We start from the raw sequence: 17,770 nt of genomic DNA, 5'->3' as shown, positions 1-17,770 counted from the left end.
TTAAATGACATCAAAAAAAGGGCGTCCTATTCGAATACGAAATTGGCTGAAAACTCTTGGAGCATTTTTCGTTATGCAACTAATTTTTATCATCCTTGATATGAATTCGTGGATACCGAACTTCAAGGAAGGAGGAGTTGGGGAGCGTCTCGTTAATGCAGAGCTCTTTACGGAATGGTTCGCTCCTTATAAAACAAAGCAATTTAACGTATTAACGGTAGTTATGGCTATTTTATTATTCCTAAATGTATTAACAATTGCAATAAAAGACGCTTTTTCTAGAAAAAGAATTAATTAGCACATAAGTTGACCTTGCGTCTTTTTTAATAATGTCTTAACAATATTTAAAAACAACAGGGGAAAGATAAAAACTCCATTTATTGAAGTTTTACTTTATCTTTTATAATGATGCCTTAAAAATTATTTGATTTTTCAGTTTTGTATATTGACAATGTTTCCATTCGTCCCCCATAATGCTTCTTTAGTGTGTGCAGTGATTGTGACATATGTATTTATACTTGTGATGACAAATGATGCGTATTGTTTTTGAAAAGTTAAAAAATTATTGAATGGAATAGAAAAATTTAGTAATCTTATTTGTACTGCGCATAAATAATAGTTTTGTAATGATACATTGGAGGGGGTTATTGTGGATCTTACGTTTAAAGTAGAGGAAACATGTTTTAATTACCGAGTCGGAGCAATTTGCAAACAGGATAATAAAATACTCATTTTGCAAGGTGACGGTGAAGATTTTTGGTATGTACCGGGCGGACGAGTGAAAATGCTAGAAAATAGTGAAGATGCATTAAAACGAGAGCTTGCGGAAGAAGTGGGTGTTCCTATTAAAGTGAAGAGATTAATATGGTCAGTAGAAAATTTCTTCACCCTTTCTGAGCGAAAGTTTCATGAAATTAGTTTTTACTATGAAGTAGAGCTGAAACAATTACCTGCAAATGGGGCGGATCAATATATTCTGAATGAAGAGGGTAGAACATATATGTTTAAGTGGGTACCGATAGAAGAATTAGATACATATAACTTACAGCCAGCGTTTATAAAAGATAAAGTAAAGGATGTATCAGTTCATACAGAACATATCGTTTTACAAAAGTAAACGTGTTTGGAGGGGGAAACGGTGAAGGGAACTAAAAAGGAAATACATATAGACGACAAAGTCATTCGTTACACACATATCGAAAAAGGTTCTAATACAATCTGTTTTATGTTTTCAGGTTCCGGTTACAATTATGATAAACCATTATTCTATTATGCAACGATGCTTATGCTTGAAAATAAAATAGATGTAGTACATATTCATTATTCTTATGACGAACAAGTAATGAATAAACTGATGGAAGAAGTAACAAAAATAGTGATGGATGATATTAATCCTGTAATGAAGGAAGTATTAAAAGGTGAGCAATACAATCATACGATATTTTTAGGGAAGTCACTCGGAACCATTCCGATTGCAAATGATTTAATGAAGAGAGAAGATTTTTTACAGTCAAAAATGATACTACTTACACCTTTACTAACTTTTGATTCCATTTTTGAGTCGATTTTACATAGTCGTCACGAAGGGCTATTAGTAATTGGAGATAAAGATCACCAATATAATGCAGATCAAATCGATCAGTTACATAAGACGAATTTACAAATTGAAGTTGTCAAAAATGCAAATCATTCTGTAAATGTTGGAGAATATGAAACCGAGAATTCAATCGAAGCAATAGCAAAAATAATAGAAAAGCTTAAAGAAGTTGTTAGGACAAACTAACTTATCAATACATGCAAAAAGAGGTGCAATTTGCACCTCTTTTTTACTTAATAAGCCTTAAGCACATGAAGCAAATAATCCTTACGATTCAGCGGATTATAATCAACACGTTTTCGAGTAGGGAAGGGAGCCTTCAGTTCTTTGTAACCAGATGGCTTCGTTGTAAAAATGCCTTCTCCTTCAGTGAATGAATGAAGCATTCGCTTAAAATTCTCTGTTTTCGCAACAGGTAATGAACCTGTTAACTCGTAAGAATCATTATTGAATATAGGATCTGCAAAAGCTGCTGGAATGGCAGCTAATTTATACATTGCGGTACTAATTGCACGTTCTGGTACAGTTAATTCAAATGCGTTTACTGGTTCAAATACACATGTTTCAGCTTGCTTTAAAGCATCCATTAAAACGAGTGGTGTTAAATTTCTAAAGTCACTCGCTGTTGTAACAGGGCTTGCATAACCAGTATGTGTTAACGTGACGATAATGTCCGTAACTTCCCATCCGTAAAAACCTTGTTTTAACGTTTGAAATACTGTATCTTCAATTGCTTTATGAAATGCTAAAGGCAGCGATCCAAGTTCAACGCCTAACTTATATATTATGCCAGAATTCAGCTCACCACGTTCGATTTTAAAGCCAATTGTTGCGTAAAATGGATTCGTTTTTTCACCCATTACTTCAACGCTATTACCTACGCCAATTGGCTTCTCAATACATACAACCCGCGTATTTGAGAAAGTCACCTGCAAATTATATTTCTCAAAAAGTGTTGTTTCAATTACTTCTTTTTGTACTTCCCCGAAAAGGCGAATATATAGTTCATTATGAATATCATCTTTCCACACTTTAATGAGCGGATCTTCTTCACATAGATCCATAAGTGCAGCGTATAGATCATGAATTCGTTCTTTTGGTACTGCTTCAATAGCAGCTTCCATTTGTGGTTCGGCAAAGTGAATGTCTTTTATATAATTCGTCCGTTCACCGATAATATCACCAATTTTAATATCATTCAGTCCCCACACTTTGCAAAATTCTCCGCTAGGAACGATAGAAGATTGAACAACATTCCCCTTATGAAATAGGCATATTTTCTTAATCTTTTCTTTATGCCCCAGAACGTCCCCGCGCTGTATATCAACATATTTTCTTACGTGTAAACGACCAGAAAAAACTCTTACATAAGCAATCTTTTCTCCAGAAGGTTCACGTTCAATTTTAAACACAACACCGGATAATGTTTCGTTTTCTGCCGACTTATTAGCTGGAAATAAGGTTGAAATATTTTCGAGCAGTTCAGTTACACCTATACCTGTCATGGCTGAACCGAAAAAGATTGGGTACACATTTGCTTGCTGTATTTGTTTTTCGAGTTCTTCTCTTAATAATACGCCCGGTACGATTTCATCATTTACATATGACGCAAGTAACGATTCATTATATGGTGCTAACAGTTCCATACAATCGTCATATGATTTGTATGCAATAATCCGGGCTTCTTTCGTTCCTTCGTTTTGGGCAGAGTAGAAAGGGAATGCTTCATTTGAAAGAATCTCTTTTATTTGTTTCATAACTTTTTCAGTATTTGCGCCACTACGATCAATTTTATTAACGAATAAAATAGTCGGTATGTTTAGTTTCTGTAATGTTCGCATTAAAATTTTTGTTTGCGCTTGCACACCTTCAACGGCAGAAATAACTAAAATTGCACCGTCTAGAACACGGAATGATCGCTCCACTTCAGCTATAAAATCAGCGTGTCCAGGTGTATCAATGACATTTACTTTTAAGTCATTGATACAGAAAGAGACGACAGATGCTTTAATCGTAATTCCACGTTGTCTTTCTAATTCCATTGAGTCAGTTTGCGTATTACCACTATCTACTCGGCCAATTTCTTTAATCACATTCGTTTCATAAAGAATACGCTCAGTCAAACTCGTCTTGCCAGCGTCTACGTGCGCGACAATCCCTATATTTATTGTTGTCATATGTGAATATCCTCATTTCATTTTCCAGTTTTAATTCCTCATTTCTATTTGTGTATTGCCGCATTACAATCACTCTCCAGTCATTTAAATTAGTACTATTATAGTGCAATTAACATTATTTGTAACGCGACAAAGCGCCTTAATTTGGAAAAATATAAATGAAAACAAAATGCTTGCATTCTAAATCAATATAGATTATATTAATTGACATATCAACTATTGATGCATCAAACGTTTTTTGTTTTGCATGTAAAGGAGGGATAGTTTGACAAGTTCATGCTCAAAAGAAGCGATTATTTTATATAAATTACACTTTCTAAATAAAGAAGTAAGTTCGAAGTTTGAAGGGTGTACGGGTATGAGCCAGTCTCGATTAGAGCTTATACTTCAATTATATGAAGTAGGTGAAATTAGCCAAAAAGCACTTCAACAAGAAGTGAATATTGATAATGCTGCGATAACGAGGCATTTAAAGCAGCTTGAGGCAAATGAAATGATTACAAGACGTAAAAATCCAGATGATAATAGAATTACATTGGTTTCTCTAACTGAGGAGGGACGAAATAAAATTCAGGCGTTTCAAGAGGAAAAAGAACGTTTTGCAGCTTCAGCATTTAAAGGGTTAAGTGAAGAACAGCGCGATAATCTTTTAACTATGTTAAATCACATTCAAGAAAATATAAAAGAACTATAAAAAAGGGAGAATTCAACTATGACTAACTCAGTAAAAACAAATAATTTTAACGAAATTTTAACAGGACGCCGTTCAATTCGTAAGTACGATCCTTCAGTGAAAATTAGCAAAGAAGAAATGACAGAAATTCTTACAGAAGCAACACTTGCACCATCTTCTGTAAACATGCAACCATGGAGATTTTTAGTGATTGAAAGTGACGAAGCGAAAGCGACACTTGCACCACTTGCGAAATTCAATCAATCTCAAGTAGAAACATCTTCAGCAATGATCGCTTTATTTGGTGATTTAAACAACTTTGATAACGCAGAAGAAATTTACGGTACAGCAGTAGAGCGTGGTTTAATGCCAGCTGAAGTAAAAGAAGATCAAATGAAAAAACTTTCAGGTTACTTCTCAATGGTTACACCAGAAGTAATGAAAGATACTGTTTTAATTGACGGTGGACTTGTAGCAATGCAATTTATGCTAGCAGCTCGTGCGCACGGTTATGACACTTGTCCAATTGGCGGATTTGAAAAAGACCAAATCGCAGAAGTATTCGGATTAGATAAAGAACGTTACGTACCAGTTATGTTAATTTCAATCGGAAAAGCTGCTGACAGTGGTTACCAATCAGTACGTCTTCCAGTTGAAAAAGTTGCTGAGTGGAAGTAATTTTATAAATACAGAAATAAGTGAGATATGAGAGGGGAAACACCATGATTATTATTCACGCAATATTTCAAGTAGATCCAGCAAAACAACAATCATTTTTAGAAGAAATTCGTCCGCTGATTCATAGTTCAAGAGAAGAAAGTGGAAATGTATCTTATGACTTATATAAAGATACAGAAAATGAAAATGTATATACGATGGTAGAAGTATGGAAAGATGAAAAGGCAGTTGCGAGTCATAATACGAGTGAACACTTTACATCTTTCGTTAGTAAAGCAGCACAGTTTTTAACTGCTCCACTTAATATAAAAGCTTATAATGGAGAGTTAGTGAAATAATAAGGTAGAAAAAGATGACTTTAGCGTATAGCTAAGGTCATCTTTTTTATTTTGATAGGAACATATTTACTTCTATAGTAATGTGTTATAATTTGGAAATGGATAATTCTTAATTTTCAGAAAAAATAAGGTTAGGAGATAAATATATGAATACATTAAAGAAAATTATTAACAATATTTCGAAGGTTATTATAGGAAAAGATGAATCGATTGAACTTGCAGCTATAGCTCTCATAGCAAGAGGCCATATTTTATTAGAGGATGTACCTGGGACGGGAAAAACAACATTAGCGAAAAGTTTGGCTAAAAGTGTAGACGCTAAATTTCAAAGGATTCAATTCACAGCGGATACTTTGCCTGGAGATGTTATTGGTCTCGAATATTTTGATGTGAAGGAATCAGAATTTAATACGAGGTTAGGTCCTATTTTTGCAAATATAGTACTAGTGGATGAAATTAATCGTGCTGTACCGAGAACACAATCTTCGTTATTGGAAGTGATGGAAGAACGTACTGTTACGATTGCCAAACAGACACATTCATTACCAGAACCTTTTTTAGTTATTGCAACGCAAAATCCTCTTGAATCGGCCGGAACATTTCCTTTACCTGATGCTCAGCTAGACCGTTTTTTACTTACTATACGTCAAGGGTATCCTACGAGAGAAGCAGAAAAGGAGATGATGAATCGTTTTCAAACGAATGATCCGTTAGCAACGTTACATTCAATTATTTCAACTGAAGAAATTATTACAGTGCAAAAACGTGCAAAAGAAGTTTTAGTAGGAAATGATGTGCAAGATTATCTTCTTGAAATCATTGAGGCAACGTGAAAGCATGAGCTAATTGAAATTGGTGTAAGCCCGCGGGGGACGTTGGCATTTATGAGAGCGATTCAAGCACGGGCAATATTAAATGAAAGAGATTGTTGTACGCCAGATGATATTAAGACACTCGCAGCATCCATATGCGCTCATCGTTTAACGTTAACGATTGAAGGGGAGATGAAAACGACGAAAGCACAAATCATGAAAGAAATTCTTCATATGATTAGTGTGCCCGTGGAGAATGTACGATGAATCAACAACTTGTGTATACACCTTTAGCGGAGCCTTTCGTAATAGGAGTTATGTCAGTTGTAGCCGTTATTTTATGTGTATTTTCAAGTAATCTACTTATATTATCTCTCGTATTTTTGTATGTAATTTTAATAGGTGCGATGCATGTGTACATACGTAAAGTGTCTCGTGTTGAATGGGAATACAGTCAAGGGAATTCAAACATTTTTATAGGTGAAGCGAATATGTGCAAAATGAAAATTTCAAACAAGTCGTTATTCCCTATTTTCAATATCGTATTTCGATTTAAATGTGAAAATACGTTAACTTGGAATCATGATGAAATAAACAAAAATACGAATACAGGTTCAAATTATTATATGAATTTACATTTAAAAGGAAGAGAGTCAGTTTCATTTGATTTGCAAGCTGTAGCTATAAAAAGAGGAATTGCGAAATGGGAAGAAGTTGAAATTGTCATTACGGATCCCTTTGGATTCATAACGAACCATATAACATATAAACAAGTTGAAACGCCGTCTTATTTAGTTTTACCAGCTGTTCCGAAAATGCAAGTTCCTGAATTACAAGAATGGTCACAAGGATTTCGAAAAGCGATGTCATCACCCTTATATGATGAAACGAAAGTAATGGGAGTGAAGTCGTATGAAAATGAAGATTTTCGTTCCATCCACTGGAGTGCGACAGCGAAAACAGGGACGATAACTGCGAAAAAGTACGAGCGAACACAATCAGATAAATATGCGATTTATCTCAACTTGCAAAATAAAAGCGGTATTTCTTTGCGAAAGGATACAGAGGAACTAATTGAATTAACAGCAGGCATATGTAAACAACTGCTCATGCAAAACTGTTCATTTGAAGTATGGATCAATAGCGTAAAGGATAATGGGTTATTGCATATAAAGAACGGTCATAACCGGAAACATTTGCAAAATGTATTAAAAGTACTTGCCGCAATATCGGACCAAGATACGCCTGTATCTTCTACTTATTTTTACACAGCAGGCTTTCGTCGTAAAGAATTGGATGCAGTTCCTTTAATTCTTGGTACTTCCCCAAGGAAATACAGCAGAACGAATAAATGGGTTGTAATTAAAGAATAAGAAGGGGTTTATGTCATGGCTAATAAAGAGCGACATATGAAAGTGAAGATTTGGAGTGTTAGAGTTTTCATGATACTTTTCTTTACGGTTAGTGCGATAACGTTATCACAAGGTGTTGTGCATGTACAAGACATAGTAAAAGGGCTTTTTTCTAGCAAGACGAAGACAATATCGGAAAGAAATTATGATTTTACTAGTTTAGACGAACAGTTTGATGAACCTGAAAGAATTATAGATGAAGAAACAGGAGTTGTAGATACAAGAACAAAAATAGATAGGGAAATTCCACTTTTTGTACGAAAAAATTCATGGACTGATGTGTTTTCTGTTCTTTCAAATTCATGGATTAGTGTCGTTTTTTATGTAATTATTGCAGTGGTCATTCTATATGCTTTTTATAAATTAATGAGGAAAAAGGTAACGAAATCAGAAATAGAACAGGATAAACAATCGATAACAAAGGAAAATACGGATAGAACCGAAAAGAACAAGAAAGTGATGCGTCAGTTTGAACAGTCGTTACCTAAAGATACGATAAGGAAAACGTTAGTTGAATGGGAAAGAACTTTACCATTTCACGAACAGAGAAGATCCTATGAAACGATGCAACAATGGTTAAAGAGAATTTGTAGAACGAGAGATATTATTCCGATATATGAGTCTGTTCGTTATGGTGAAAAGACGTATACGGAGTTAGATATAGAGAAGACTGTACGATGGATAGAGCGAGACGGGAAAGGGTGACGTTAATATAAGTAAATAAAATTAACTGTAAATTAATTTTATTTACTTATATTTAATTATATGGTAATGCATACTTACTTTTTTATATCGCTAACAATGGAAAAAGGTTGCCTTAGTAGAGTATTGCTCGTTGAATTTTTTGTGAGGTTATCTTCATTACATCAATATAGGATGAAAAAGAGATAAATAAATTACGGGTAGTATGTAAATAAAAATTATAATTTATTTTTAAATTTTTGTAAGGGTGTGAAAATAGAATGAAACCGGTATTGAAAAACATACTCCTTTCCTTTATTTTTTCTGCAGCAGGGATGTGTTGGTTTCTGTTTATGTTAGTTAGAGGAGGCGGAGACTGGTTATTGTATTGGGTAGGTGTATTAATGGCCTTTTTATCTTTATACACATTAATAGATTTATATTGTAAGTATACATACGATAAAACATTAAGTAAATTGTTTATCAAAGCAACAGTTACTACCTTTAGTTTTGCCGTATTAGGAATCACCTTTGGTATTGTACACGAGCTATTACAGCCATGGAGTCTCAGTTTAATGGTTTGGTATTGGTTGTTAGTGTTACTTTTATATGTAACGACCATAATATTATTAGTTTTTGTAGTATTTGTTAATCGTAAAAATCATAATATCCTTGGAAGATATAGAATACTTATACTGCTTAATCTATTTCTTACGTTAGTACCAGTGCTGTGGCCATTACTATTTACTATTATCGGAAATGGCATGAACGCTAGTGCAGGATGGTAAAAGTGAATGAACTAAAAAGTTGATATAGGGTTTTAAGTATGTAAGAGAACGTGTTTTCATAAATTGAAAACACGTTCTTTTTTATTTTCATACATTGCTTTTTCCATTGGGTCATTAAATTTTGAACGTAAGTATTTCGTAAGGAATGGATAAGAAAAAAGAGAGGTTTATCATATAGGATGAAAGTATAGCTTGAATCAATACGATATGAATAGAGGAGAGAAAGCCTTATGAAAAAAAGTTATTCAATTAAGTTAGCGAGTTTGGCAGTTTTATTAGCGGGTACTACTTTATTCACACCAGGTTTTACTGTGAAAGCAGAATCTACTCAAAATATTTCTAATTCGTCAGAAGCACATGATCAAAAGAATCTGAATGGTTGGAAACGAGTCATGCAGGAAACAATCCAAATTGGAGCGCCAGGGGTATTAGCTAAGACGTATAATAACGGAAAAATTAGTAGTTATAATGCTGGCCTCGCGGATTTAAGTACAAAGAAATCGATGAAATCGGACTATCGCTTTCGGATTGGTAGTGTGACGAAAACTTTTACTGCTACGACTGTTCTTCAATTAGTAGGAGAAAATCGCGTGCAACTTGACGATTCTATTGAAAAGTGGCTACCTGGCCTCATTCAAGGAAATGGATATGATGGCAATCAAATTACGATACGTCAACTTTTGAACCATACGAGTGGTATAGCTGAATATTTAAAGTCAAAAGAAGCTGACATTATGAATTCGAAAAAAACGTATACAGCAGAAGAAATAGTGAAAATAGGACTTGCTCTACCTCCAGATTTTTCGCCAGGTAAAGGTTGGTCGTATTCAAACACAGGATACGTAATACTAGGAATGCTTATTGAAAAAATAACTGGTAATAGTTATGCGGAAGAAATTGAAAAACGAATTATTGAACCTTTGGACTTGGCAAATACGTTTTTACCAGGTAATTCACCAGTCATCCCAGGAAAGAATCATGCTCGAGGGTATATGAAAATTGACGAAACAAGTGAATTGAAAGACATGACGTATTATAATCCGAGTTTAGCTAATTCAGCGGGAGATATGATTTCAGATGCAGACGATTTAAATAAGTTCTTTTCATCTTTGCTCGGTGGTAAGTTATTGAAAGAACGCGAGCTAAAAGAAATGCTTACTACAGTTCCAATAGAAGGAAAAGTTCTTGGTGATGGATATGGCCTTGGGATATATGAGACGAAACTTCCAAACGGTGTTTCAGTTTGGGGTCACGGAGGAGCAATTCCTGGGTATATGACTTTTGCTGGTGGAGTAATTGGAGGCAAGCATACATTTGCTGTCAATGTTAACTCTTTAGGTCCGGTTGATATTCTTACACAGTTTAATAAAATGATGCAAATTGAATTTAAGAAATAATAGATGAAAAGAGTTCTACTATAGAGGTATATAAGGACTTGTATGCGATTTAATTATTATTAAAATATAGTCTTAAAAAACCCCGAATCATGAGCAATTTACTTCCCATGATTCGGGGTTTTTACGTGCTGTTACAAGAAAAGTAATGATGTATTTAAATTTTTTTATTTTACTATAAATCTATTATATTTATTTGATATTTCTTATTTATAGTGACTTTTACATTTTTAAAATATTGGAACATACAAAGGTAAGTAGTTCTAGATTTTGGAGTTAATAATAAGTAAATTCTGATTTTTGTTGAAAAATATTCGAATGTATTTCCTTAATTTACATAATAATGTACTTTTATCGTATGAATTAATATCTTAAAGCGTATTAATGTTGACGCATTTCCGAAGGATAAAACAAAACATTTTTGGAAGATGAAAAATAGAACACATATACAAGTCCTTTTTCAAAAGAAACAATATGTATGAATTAATAACAAATAGAATTAAGTATACAAAAATAGATAATTATGATTTGTGTCTAAATGATTGACTATTATGAAATTAATGATTAATATAGGTTTTATATTTTAATTCCATTTTTATTACAAATATGTATTTTATTTCAATTTAAATTGTGTTTTAAACTATAATTGAATATATTGTGAAAAAGAATAGGGAGCGGGAACAGCAATAGAAAAGGCTATATTTTCAAATTGTGTAATGAAATCAAAGGGAGGATAAATATGTATAAACAAGTAGTAGAACTGTTAGAAGAAGCGGCTATATCGTATAAACAATATACACATGAACCAATATTAGATTATGAAACAGATAGAAAAATTAGAGAAAGGTTTAAATTAGAAGGTGTACCCAGTAAAAGTTTATTTTTAAAAGATAAATCAAATAACTATTACATATTTGTAACTGTTGAAGGAGAAAAATTAGATTCAAAACTTATGAAAGAGTTGGTTGGAAAAAGGATTTCTATTTGTTCAGCCGAGGAGTTAATAGAAAAAACTTCTTGTGTTCCAGGATGCGTATCTCCATTTGGCTATTCAGATGAAATCACACTTATTATAGATCGAAAAATTTATAACTATAATAAATTTTTATTATCTCCCGGTATACCTGAGATAACAATTGAAATACCTACAAAAAGTATAAATGAAATTTTAAATATTGTTGAGAATAATATTTTACTATATGAGAAAAAATCATAAATATATTAGGGGGGCTTTTAGTAATGCCAACTACAAAAATGTATTTATACGATCAAAAGAGAATAATTGAAGAACAAAATAAAGGGATTTTAGATGAGTGGAAAACTGTATCTTTCAATAATTTTCACGATAGCATTTTAGATCAATCTAAACCATTTCCGTGTTATTTTGCAGTGGATTCTGAGAAACATGGTTGGTCTAGATATATATTTTCCGAATCGGCTTATGATGAAAATGAATTGTTCAAACTAAGAGATGGGATTTATGAATATATTAAAACATATCAACAAATTGCAAAGAGAACTACTTTAGTAATATTTTTTAAACCATCTAATAAACAATTACTGGCTGAAGAATACAAAAAACAATTTTGGAATGTATTACAATTTTTAATGAGAAATGATCCGGAGCCATGGAATGCAGAAATACCAATAGATCCTTATAACGCTAAATGGGAATTTTGTTTTGGTGGTGAACCTATATTTGTCGTTTGTAGGGCTCCAATATATTCTGAGAGAAAAAGTAGATATACAGGAACCGGCCTTGAAATTACGTTACAACCTCGAGGTACTTTGGATGATATTACAGGTGATACAAAACAAGGGAAACAAGTGCGGAAAGTGATTAGAAAACGTTTGTTAGCATATGATGATATTCCAATGCATCCAGATATAGGGGATTACGGAATAAAAGAAACCTTTGAATGGAAACAATATATGTTACCAGAAACAAATGAAGAAAGTGTAATGAGATGTCCTATTACGGGGTTGAAGAAAAATGATTAGCATGATATTCAGTTATATATTATTAGGGATTTCATTGTCTGCACCAGTCGGTCCGATTAATGTTGCTCAAATAAATAAAGGAATAAAAAATGGTTTTTTGAGTGCATGGTTAGTGGGAGTCGGGGCAATGTCAGCAGATGTTGTAATGATGTTTTTAATTTACTTTGGTATTTCGACTTATTTAACAACTCCAGTTGCTCAACTTTGCATTTGGATTTTTGGTTTTGTAACGATGATTTATTTGGGTTATGAAAGTATGAAAGAAGCTACTAAACAAGTTCAATATATTTCATCAGGTGAAAAAGAACATCCTTTAAAATCTTTTCTATCGGGGTTTGCTATCGCAATTTCTAATCCATTAAATATTATTTTTTGGATAGGGATATATGGATCAGTTCTAACTAGTGCCATGAATACTATTGGAAAAGAACAAGCTTTATGGTATAGTGCAGCCATTTTTGCTGGGATTATGCTTTGGGATATATTTATGGCTACATCTATTCATTTTGGTAGAAGATTTATTAATCATACAGTAATGAAATGGATTTCTATAGTAGCAGGCATTGTTTTAATTCTGTTTGGAATATATTTTGGCTACGAGGCAGTAAAAGGAACTGCTCAACTATTGTGAACTTTTTGATGATTAGAGAGAATAGTGATTTATTAGAAATTTATTCATCGCGAATCTTTTGGTTTTTGAATTTGTTAATCGATGGGTATAGGTTAATTCCTTATAGTAAAAGACTTATAGAATCATTCTATAAGTCTTTTTATTGCGGTATAGCAAAATATATAGGTACATTCTCTTCTCACAAGGAGAAATAAAATTCTTAACAAGAGCGATAAAATAAATATATAAGCAGTAAAGCAAATTTCAATCAAAGTAGCTTGTTTGCATTTCAAAAATCTAGAATATTTTTAATTGCTATGAATGACTTTCACACCTTTTGCCGGCACCCCTGCAACGACGGTGTTTGCAGGTACATCTTTTGTAATAACTGAACCTGCAGCAACAATTGAATTGTTCCCAATTGTAACACCAGGAAGTATTGTTGCGCTAGAACCAATCCATACATTTTCACCAATTGTAACAGGGGAAGCGTATGTCGTATTTCTTGTTTCTAAAGTTAGCCCGTGATTAAGTGTGGCAATTGTAACATTCATACCGATCATACAATTGTCTCCTATATGAATTCCGCCTCTATCTTGAAAAGAACATCCAGTGTTAAAAAATACGTTTTTTCCAATTGTAATATTTTTACCGAAGTCTGTATGAAACGGTGGAAAACACATAAAAGATGGATCAATGTTGTTACCTGTTAATTCACTAAATATCGCTACAATCTCTTCTTTAGAATGATAAGATGTATTTAATTTCATTGTTATCTTCTGGGCTTCATAGCTACATTGAACTAGTAGATCATGTAATTCTTTATCCTCGCCTGAAATAGGCTTGCCGGCCTTACAAAAATTTATAAAATCTTTCATATCCATTGTTATACTCCCCTCTAAAACGCTAATCTTTTCAATACAATCATAAAATGATACGATTCCAATATCAAATACCTATATTAAATACATTCATATGCTTATTAGCTATATGTAAAAGGAGACTATCGTGGAAATTCGAGTGTTACGCTATTTTATTGCTGTAGCAAATGAAGAAAGTATTTCAGCAGCTGCAAAACAATTACATTTGTCACAGCCAACATTATCAAGGCAACTGAAAGATTTAGAAATGGAATTAGGAATAAATTTATTTATAAGAGGAAATAGGAAAATATCATTAACAGAAGAGGGGAAATACTTATTTAAAAAGGCGAAGGAGATTGTTGATTTAGCAGATAAAACGGAAGCGAACTTAAAAGATTCAAAAGAAATGATAAGCGGGGAAGTTTACATTGGTGCCGGTGAAACTGAAGCGATGCATATTATTGCGAAAACATTAAAAGTATTAATAAAAGACTATCCAAATATTCGATTTCATTTGTACAGCGGAAATGCTGATGACATTAAGAGTAAATTAGATAGTGGATTATTAGATTTTGGTGTCGTTATAGAGCCAACTGATAAACAAAAATATGAATATGCACAATTGCCAGTTAAAGACACTTGGGGTGTATTAATGTGTAAAGATAGTCCTTTATCGGATAAACAAGTTATTAGCTCAGTGGATTTAATAGAGAAACCATTATTCATTTCACGACAATCTACTGTTAGTAATGAATTAACAGGATGGTTTGGACAAAGTATAGATAATTTAAACATCGTCGCAACCTATAATTTGCTTTATAATGCAGCACTTATGGTTGAAGAAGGTATTGGATATGCATTATGTATAGATAAGATAATTAACACTTCAGGAAATAGTAAACTTTGCTTTAAACCATTACAACCTAAATTAGAAGCGAACTTAAATATTATTTGGAAAAAGAATCAAGTTTTTTCAAATGCAGCCCATGCCTTTATAAATCAGCTCCGAAATAGTATGAACTAATCATAATTTGAAATGCAAAGTAAAAAACGTGCCATCGTATTAAGGTGACACGTTTTTTACTTTACGAAATAGTCGTTATTCTTTCGAAGATTTCAGTAAAACAACTGCACAGAAATGTTTATGTTCAAAAGGAGAAGTAGTGAACAATAAAAACGATATCGATTCTGAAAATTGTTATTTTTATGATTATTAAATATAATAGGGGTACGTATTTAGTGGGCTTGTATGAAAAATAGTTTATTTAATTAATTATTTTTCATCTTAACTAATATAGCATTGGAGTTGAATACAGTGGAACAAAAGGATTTCAGGTGGAGTAACAAGCAATTAAGAGAACATGTTGAAATAATAGATGGCAAAAGAAGTCCGCACATTTTATTTAAGAATGCAACTTATTTAAATTCCTATATGCACGAGTGGATGCAAGCAAATATTTGGATCTATGATGATCGCATTATTTATGTAGGAGAAAAACTGCCAGCGCAACTACATAAATGTGAAGTCATTGATTGTGATGGAAAGTATATAGTTCCAAGTTACATAGAACCGCATGCACATCCATATCAATTATATAATCCAGAAACGTTAGCAAATTATGCGATGCAGTTTGGGACGACGACTTTTATTAATGATAATTTAACTTTATTTTTCACATTACAACGTGAAGAAGCATTTCGTTTATTAGATGAATTTGAAAAGATTCCAGCAAGTATGTATTGGTGGTGTCGTTTTGATGGACAAACTGAATTGCAAAACGGAGAATCTTTATTTAATCGTGAAGAAATAATAGAGTGGCTTAAGCATAAAGCAGTTCTTCAAGGTGGCGAGCTAACAGCGTGGCCAAAGTTATTACATGGCGATGATGAAATGTTACATTGGTTGCAGGAAACGAAACGATTACATAAAAAAGTGGAAGGACATTTTCCAGGAGCATCTGAAACGACTTTAGCGAAGTTAAAACTGTTAGGTACAGATTGTGATCATGAAGCGATGACAGGACAGGAAGCTTTCACTCGTCTTATGCAAGGTTACACGGTTTCCCTAAGAAATTCTTCAATACGCCCAGATTTAGAAGTGTTACTCAAAGAATTGTTGGAACTAGGAGTAAAGCAGTTTGATAGATTTATTCTTACTACAGACGGCTCACATCCTTCGTTTTATGAAAATGGAATGACAAACGTAATGATAGCTACCGCGATAAAACAAGGAGTGCCAATAATAGATGCTTATCATATGGCAAGTTATAATATCGCTCGTTATTATAATATGGAACATCTACATGGTTCAATTGCGACAGGTAGAATTGCTAATATTAATATTTTGGAAAGTAAAGAAAATCCGGTTCCAATAAGCGTACTTGCAAAAGGGAAATGGGGGAAGCGTGACGGAATAAACAAAAATGAATCATTACAAATAGACTGGAGTAAATTCAAAGTAACTCCAGTATTATTAAACTGGTCCATAGAAAAAGAGGATATGATTTTTTCTCATAAAATGGGTATACATTTATTGAATAACGTTATAACTAAACCATACACGAGTGAAATTGATTTAAACTGTGATGAACTTTCTCTAGATCATGATGAGTGTTTTCTTATGATGATTGCTCGTGACGGTACGTGGCGAGTGAATACAGTTGTGAAAGGTTTTGCGAAAGAACTAGGTGGTCTTGCTAGCTCTTATTCTGGTACCGGCGACATCATTCTTATTGGGAAGAATAAAGAAGATATGCTTACAGCTTTTCATAGAGTAAAAGAGCTTGGCGGGGGAATGGTAATAGCTGAAAAGAATGAAGTATTACACGAAATCGCATTACCATTGCTCGGGATTATGTCTAATTTAAAAATGAGTGAATTAATACAGGAAGAGAAACAGTTGGTGAAATTATTGCAAGAGCGTGGCTACAGGTATGACGATCCGGCATTTACCATTTTATTCTTTTCTGCGACGCACTTGCCTTTTATACGGGTAACGCCTATAGGACTATATGATGTGAAAAATAGTAAGGTAATGGCTTCACCGGTAAATTTAATAAAGCAATGTTAATATGAAAGGCTCTATAAAAGTCCAATTTATAGGGCCTTTCACATTGTTAGCATAAGAATATTGTAAGACTCAAATGATATAGTATATAAATCATTTGAGGTGATATGTAAATATGAAAAAAATATTTTACATTTTAAGCGTATTTATTTTGTGTGTATCGATACAACACGTTGTACATTCCCAATCAGATGCACCAAGGTTATCTTCTGATTGTCTTGAAAAAAGGAAAATTCGAGATGAGAAGTATGTGAAAAACATTATGAGGGACATTAAATCTACGTTTGATTTAAATATTGATGCACACAGTTTTTGGGAAGTAAGTAAAAGAGATCTGGAGGCTGCCCATTTGATGTATGGTGGAAAGGAAAATGATTCTTATTATAATTCGCTAACTAAAATTTATGATAGTGGTGGATTTAGCGAGCAGCCCAGCTTATTTGTGAGGGCGCAAGAAGCATTTTTACTTTATAAAGAAAAAGATAATATTAATGTAATGAAACGCCTTAAACTAGACGTTGAAAAAGGGGAATGGCTCGTTATAAAAACGAAAAAGAAGAAAGGGAAAAAAGTGAAATTCAAACCGTTACAATGTGAAAAAGATTATCTGAAAAAGAGAAATGAGTACCATAATGTAAAATGAAATAACGGAAATTTTGAAGGGGAAAAATTCCGTTAA

Annotated in this window: 18 protein-coding genes and 1 pseudogene; 17 read left to right on the top strand and 2 right to left on the bottom strand. The window is 33.1% G+C overall.

The window, feature by feature from the left end; all coding sequences use genetic code 11:
- Window positions 1-4 precede the first annotated feature (4 nt).
- The 3 genes from ACU8YW_RS15065 (at window position 5) to ACU8YW_RS15055 (ending at window position 1,783) form a co-directional block, all read left to right on the top strand.
- Window positions 5-298 carry a YfzA family protein gene (locus tag ACU8YW_RS15065; protein ID WP_372470930.1) on the top strand — a complete coding sequence of 98 codons (294 nt, stop codon included), beginning with the start codon at window positions 5-7 and terminating at the stop codon, window positions 296-298.
- A gap of 351 nt (window positions 299-649) precedes the next feature.
- A complete protein-coding gene (locus ACU8YW_RS15060) occupies window positions 650-1,117 on the top strand; it encodes an NUDIX hydrolase (protein ID WP_088063843.1) in 468 nt (155 codons plus the stop codon).
- 21 nt (window positions 1,118-1,138) lie between these two features.
- Window positions 1,139-1,783, top strand: a complete 645-nt coding sequence (locus ACU8YW_RS15055) for an alpha/beta hydrolase (protein ID WP_088609195.1) — start codon at window positions 1,139-1,141, stop codon at window positions 1,781-1,783.
- Between the two features lie 47 nt (window positions 1,784-1,830).
- Here the strand turns inward: ACU8YW_RS15055 and ACU8YW_RS15050 are convergent, their stop codons facing one another.
- Entirely contained in the window at window positions 1,831-3,774 is a 1,944-nt protein-coding gene (locus tag ACU8YW_RS15050; RefSeq protein ID WP_426934347.1) for a GTP-binding protein, read from the bottom strand.
- A gap of 265 nt (window positions 3,775-4,039) precedes the next feature.
- Here ACU8YW_RS15050 and ACU8YW_RS15045 point away from each other — a divergent pair, with 265 nt between their 5' ends.
- From ACU8YW_RS15045 to ACU8YW_RS14995, 11 genes and pseudogenes are all read left to right on the top strand, one after another.
- Window positions 4,040-4,468: a MarR family winged helix-turn-helix transcriptional regulator gene (locus tag ACU8YW_RS15045; RefSeq protein ID WP_000204169.1), complete on the top strand. Its 429-nt coding sequence runs from the start codon at window positions 4,040-4,042 to the stop codon at window positions 4,466-4,468.
- 18 nt (window positions 4,469-4,486) lie between these two features.
- Complete coding sequence (locus ACU8YW_RS15040; RefSeq protein ID WP_088063839.1) at window positions 4,487-5,125, top strand: nitroreductase family protein; 639 nt, start codon at window positions 4,487-4,489, stop codon at window positions 5,123-5,125.
- A 44-nt stretch (window positions 5,126-5,169) separates the two neighbouring features.
- The gene (locus ACU8YW_RS15035; RefSeq protein ID WP_087984605.1) at window positions 5,170-5,463 is read left to right on the top strand and encodes a putative quinol monooxygenase; all 294 of its coding nucleotides are present in this window, start codon (window positions 5,170-5,172) and stop codon (window positions 5,461-5,463) included.
- 146 nt (window positions 5,464-5,609) lie between these two features.
- Window positions 5,610-6,542, top strand: a pseudogene (locus ACU8YW_RS15030) (AAA family ATPase).
- Window positions 6,539-7,648, top strand: a complete 1,110-nt coding sequence (locus ACU8YW_RS15025) for a DUF58 domain-containing protein (protein ID WP_106382946.1) — start codon at window positions 6,539-6,541, stop codon at window positions 7,646-7,648. The pseudogene ACU8YW_RS15030 and the gene ACU8YW_RS15025 overlap by 4 nt, the downstream one beginning before the upstream one ends.
- Before the next feature lie 15 nt (window positions 7,649-7,663).
- The gene (locus ACU8YW_RS15020; RefSeq protein ID WP_098133132.1) at window positions 7,664-8,392 is read left to right on the top strand and encodes a hypothetical protein; all 729 of its coding nucleotides are present in this window, start codon (window positions 7,664-7,666) and stop codon (window positions 8,390-8,392) included.
- Window positions 8,393-8,649: 257 nt separating this feature from the next.
- Window positions 8,650-9,156 (top strand): DUF3902 family protein, encoded by a 507-nt coding sequence (locus ACU8YW_RS15015; protein WP_098133131.1) that lies wholly within the window; start codon window positions 8,650-8,652, stop codon window positions 9,154-9,156.
- Window positions 9,157-9,386: 230 nt separating this feature from the next.
- Window positions 9,387-10,553 carry a serine hydrolase domain-containing protein gene (locus tag ACU8YW_RS15010; protein ID WP_426934346.1) on the top strand — a complete coding sequence of 389 codons (1,167 nt, stop codon included), beginning with the start codon at window positions 9,387-9,389 and terminating at the stop codon, window positions 10,551-10,553.
- 736 nt (window positions 10,554-11,289) lie between these two features.
- On the top strand, window positions 11,290-11,766 hold the full coding sequence (locus ACU8YW_RS15005) for a YbaK/EbsC family protein (protein WP_087984608.1): 477 nt from the start codon (window positions 11,290-11,292) through the stop codon (window positions 11,764-11,766).
- Between the two features lie 23 nt (window positions 11,767-11,789).
- Window positions 11,790-12,551 carry a YqcI/YcgG family protein gene (locus ACU8YW_RS15000; protein ID WP_088063835.1) on the top strand — a complete coding sequence of 254 codons (762 nt, stop codon included), beginning with the start codon at window positions 11,790-11,792 and terminating at the stop codon, window positions 12,549-12,551.
- Window positions 12,544-13,182 carry a LysE family translocator gene (locus tag ACU8YW_RS14995; protein WP_000624898.1) on the top strand — a complete coding sequence of 213 codons (639 nt, stop codon included), beginning with the start codon at window positions 12,544-12,546 and terminating at the stop codon, window positions 13,180-13,182. The genes ACU8YW_RS15000 and ACU8YW_RS14995 overlap by 8 nt, the downstream gene beginning before the upstream one ends.
- 287 nt (window positions 13,183-13,469) lie before the next feature.
- Here ACU8YW_RS14995 and ACU8YW_RS14990 read toward each other — a convergent pair whose 3' ends face one another.
- Window positions 13,470-14,045 (bottom strand): sugar O-acetyltransferase, encoded by a 576-nt coding sequence (locus tag ACU8YW_RS14990; RefSeq protein ID WP_088609186.1) that lies wholly within the window; start codon window positions 14,043-14,045, stop codon window positions 13,470-13,472.
- A gap of 124 nt (window positions 14,046-14,169) precedes the next feature.
- Here ACU8YW_RS14990 and ACU8YW_RS14985 point away from each other — a divergent pair, with 124 nt between their 5' ends.
- The 3 genes from ACU8YW_RS14985 (at window position 14,170) to ACU8YW_RS14975 (ending at window position 17,734) form a co-directional block, all read left to right on the top strand.
- Window positions 14,170-15,048: a LysR family transcriptional regulator gene (locus tag ACU8YW_RS14985; protein WP_426934345.1), complete on the top strand. Its 879-nt coding sequence runs from the start codon at window positions 14,170-14,172 to the stop codon at window positions 15,046-15,048.
- 291 nt (window positions 15,049-15,339) lie between these two features.
- Complete coding sequence (locus ACU8YW_RS14980) at window positions 15,340-17,094, top strand: adenine deaminase C-terminal domain-containing protein (protein ID WP_426934344.1); 1,755 nt, start codon at window positions 15,340-15,342, stop codon at window positions 17,092-17,094.
- Between the two features lie 112 nt (window positions 17,095-17,206).
- Window positions 17,207-17,734, top strand: a complete 528-nt coding sequence (locus tag ACU8YW_RS14975; protein ID WP_088609183.1) for a hypothetical protein — start codon at window positions 17,207-17,209, stop codon at window positions 17,732-17,734.
- Window positions 17,735-17,770: the final 36 nt, after the last annotated feature.

This window comes from Bacillus pretiosus (assembly GCF_052947655.1).
The sequence above is the reverse complement of the archived record's forward strand: the minus strand, read 5'-3'. Positions and strand labels throughout refer to the sequence as shown.

Bases quoted from the DNA above. Each gene is read 5' to 3' on its own strand.
- ACU8YW_RS15015 (WP_098133131.1), top strand. From the start codon at position 8,650: ATGAAACCGGTATTGAAAAACATACTCCTTTCCTTTATTTTTTCTGCA.
- ACU8YW_RS15035 (WP_087984605.1), top strand. From the start codon at position 5,170: ATGATTATTATTCACGCAATATTTCAAGTAGATCCAGCAAAACAACAA.
- ACU8YW_RS15040 (WP_088063839.1), top strand. From the start codon at position 4,487: ATGACTAACTCAGTAAAAACAAATAATTTTAACGAAATTTTAACAGGA.
- ACU8YW_RS14990 (WP_088609186.1), bottom strand. From the start codon at position 14,045: ATGGATATGAAAGATTTTATAAATTTTTGTAAGGCCGGCAAGCCTATT.
- ACU8YW_RS15020 (WP_098133132.1), top strand. From the start codon at position 7,664: ATGGCTAATAAAGAGCGACATATGAAAGTGAAGATTTGGAGTGTTAGA.
- ACU8YW_RS15050 (WP_426934347.1), bottom strand. From the start codon at position 3,774: ATGACAACAATAAATATAGGGATTGTCGCGCACGTAGACGCTGGCAAG.
- ACU8YW_RS15000 (WP_088063835.1), top strand. From the start codon at position 11,790: ATGCCAACTACAAAAATGTATTTATACGATCAAAAGAGAATAATTGAA.
- ACU8YW_RS15025 (WP_106382946.1), top strand. From the start codon at position 6,539: ATGAATCAACAACTTGTGTATACACCTTTAGCGGAGCCTTTCGTAATA.
- ACU8YW_RS15005 (WP_087984608.1), top strand. From the start codon at position 11,290: ATGTATAAACAAGTAGTAGAACTGTTAGAAGAAGCGGCTATATCGTAT.
- ACU8YW_RS15065 (WP_372470930.1), top strand. From the start codon at position 5: ATGACATCAAAAAAAGGGCGTCCTATTCGAATACGAAATTGGCTGAAA.
- ACU8YW_RS14995 (WP_000624898.1), top strand. From the start codon at position 12,544: ATGATTAGCATGATATTCAGTTATATATTATTAGGGATTTCATTGTCT.
- ACU8YW_RS15010 (WP_426934346.1), top strand. From the start codon at position 9,387: ATGAAAAAAAGTTATTCAATTAAGTTAGCGAGTTTGGCAGTTTTATTA.
- ACU8YW_RS14975 (WP_088609183.1), top strand. From the start codon at position 17,207: ATGAAAAAAATATTTTACATTTTAAGCGTATTTATTTTGTGTGTATCG.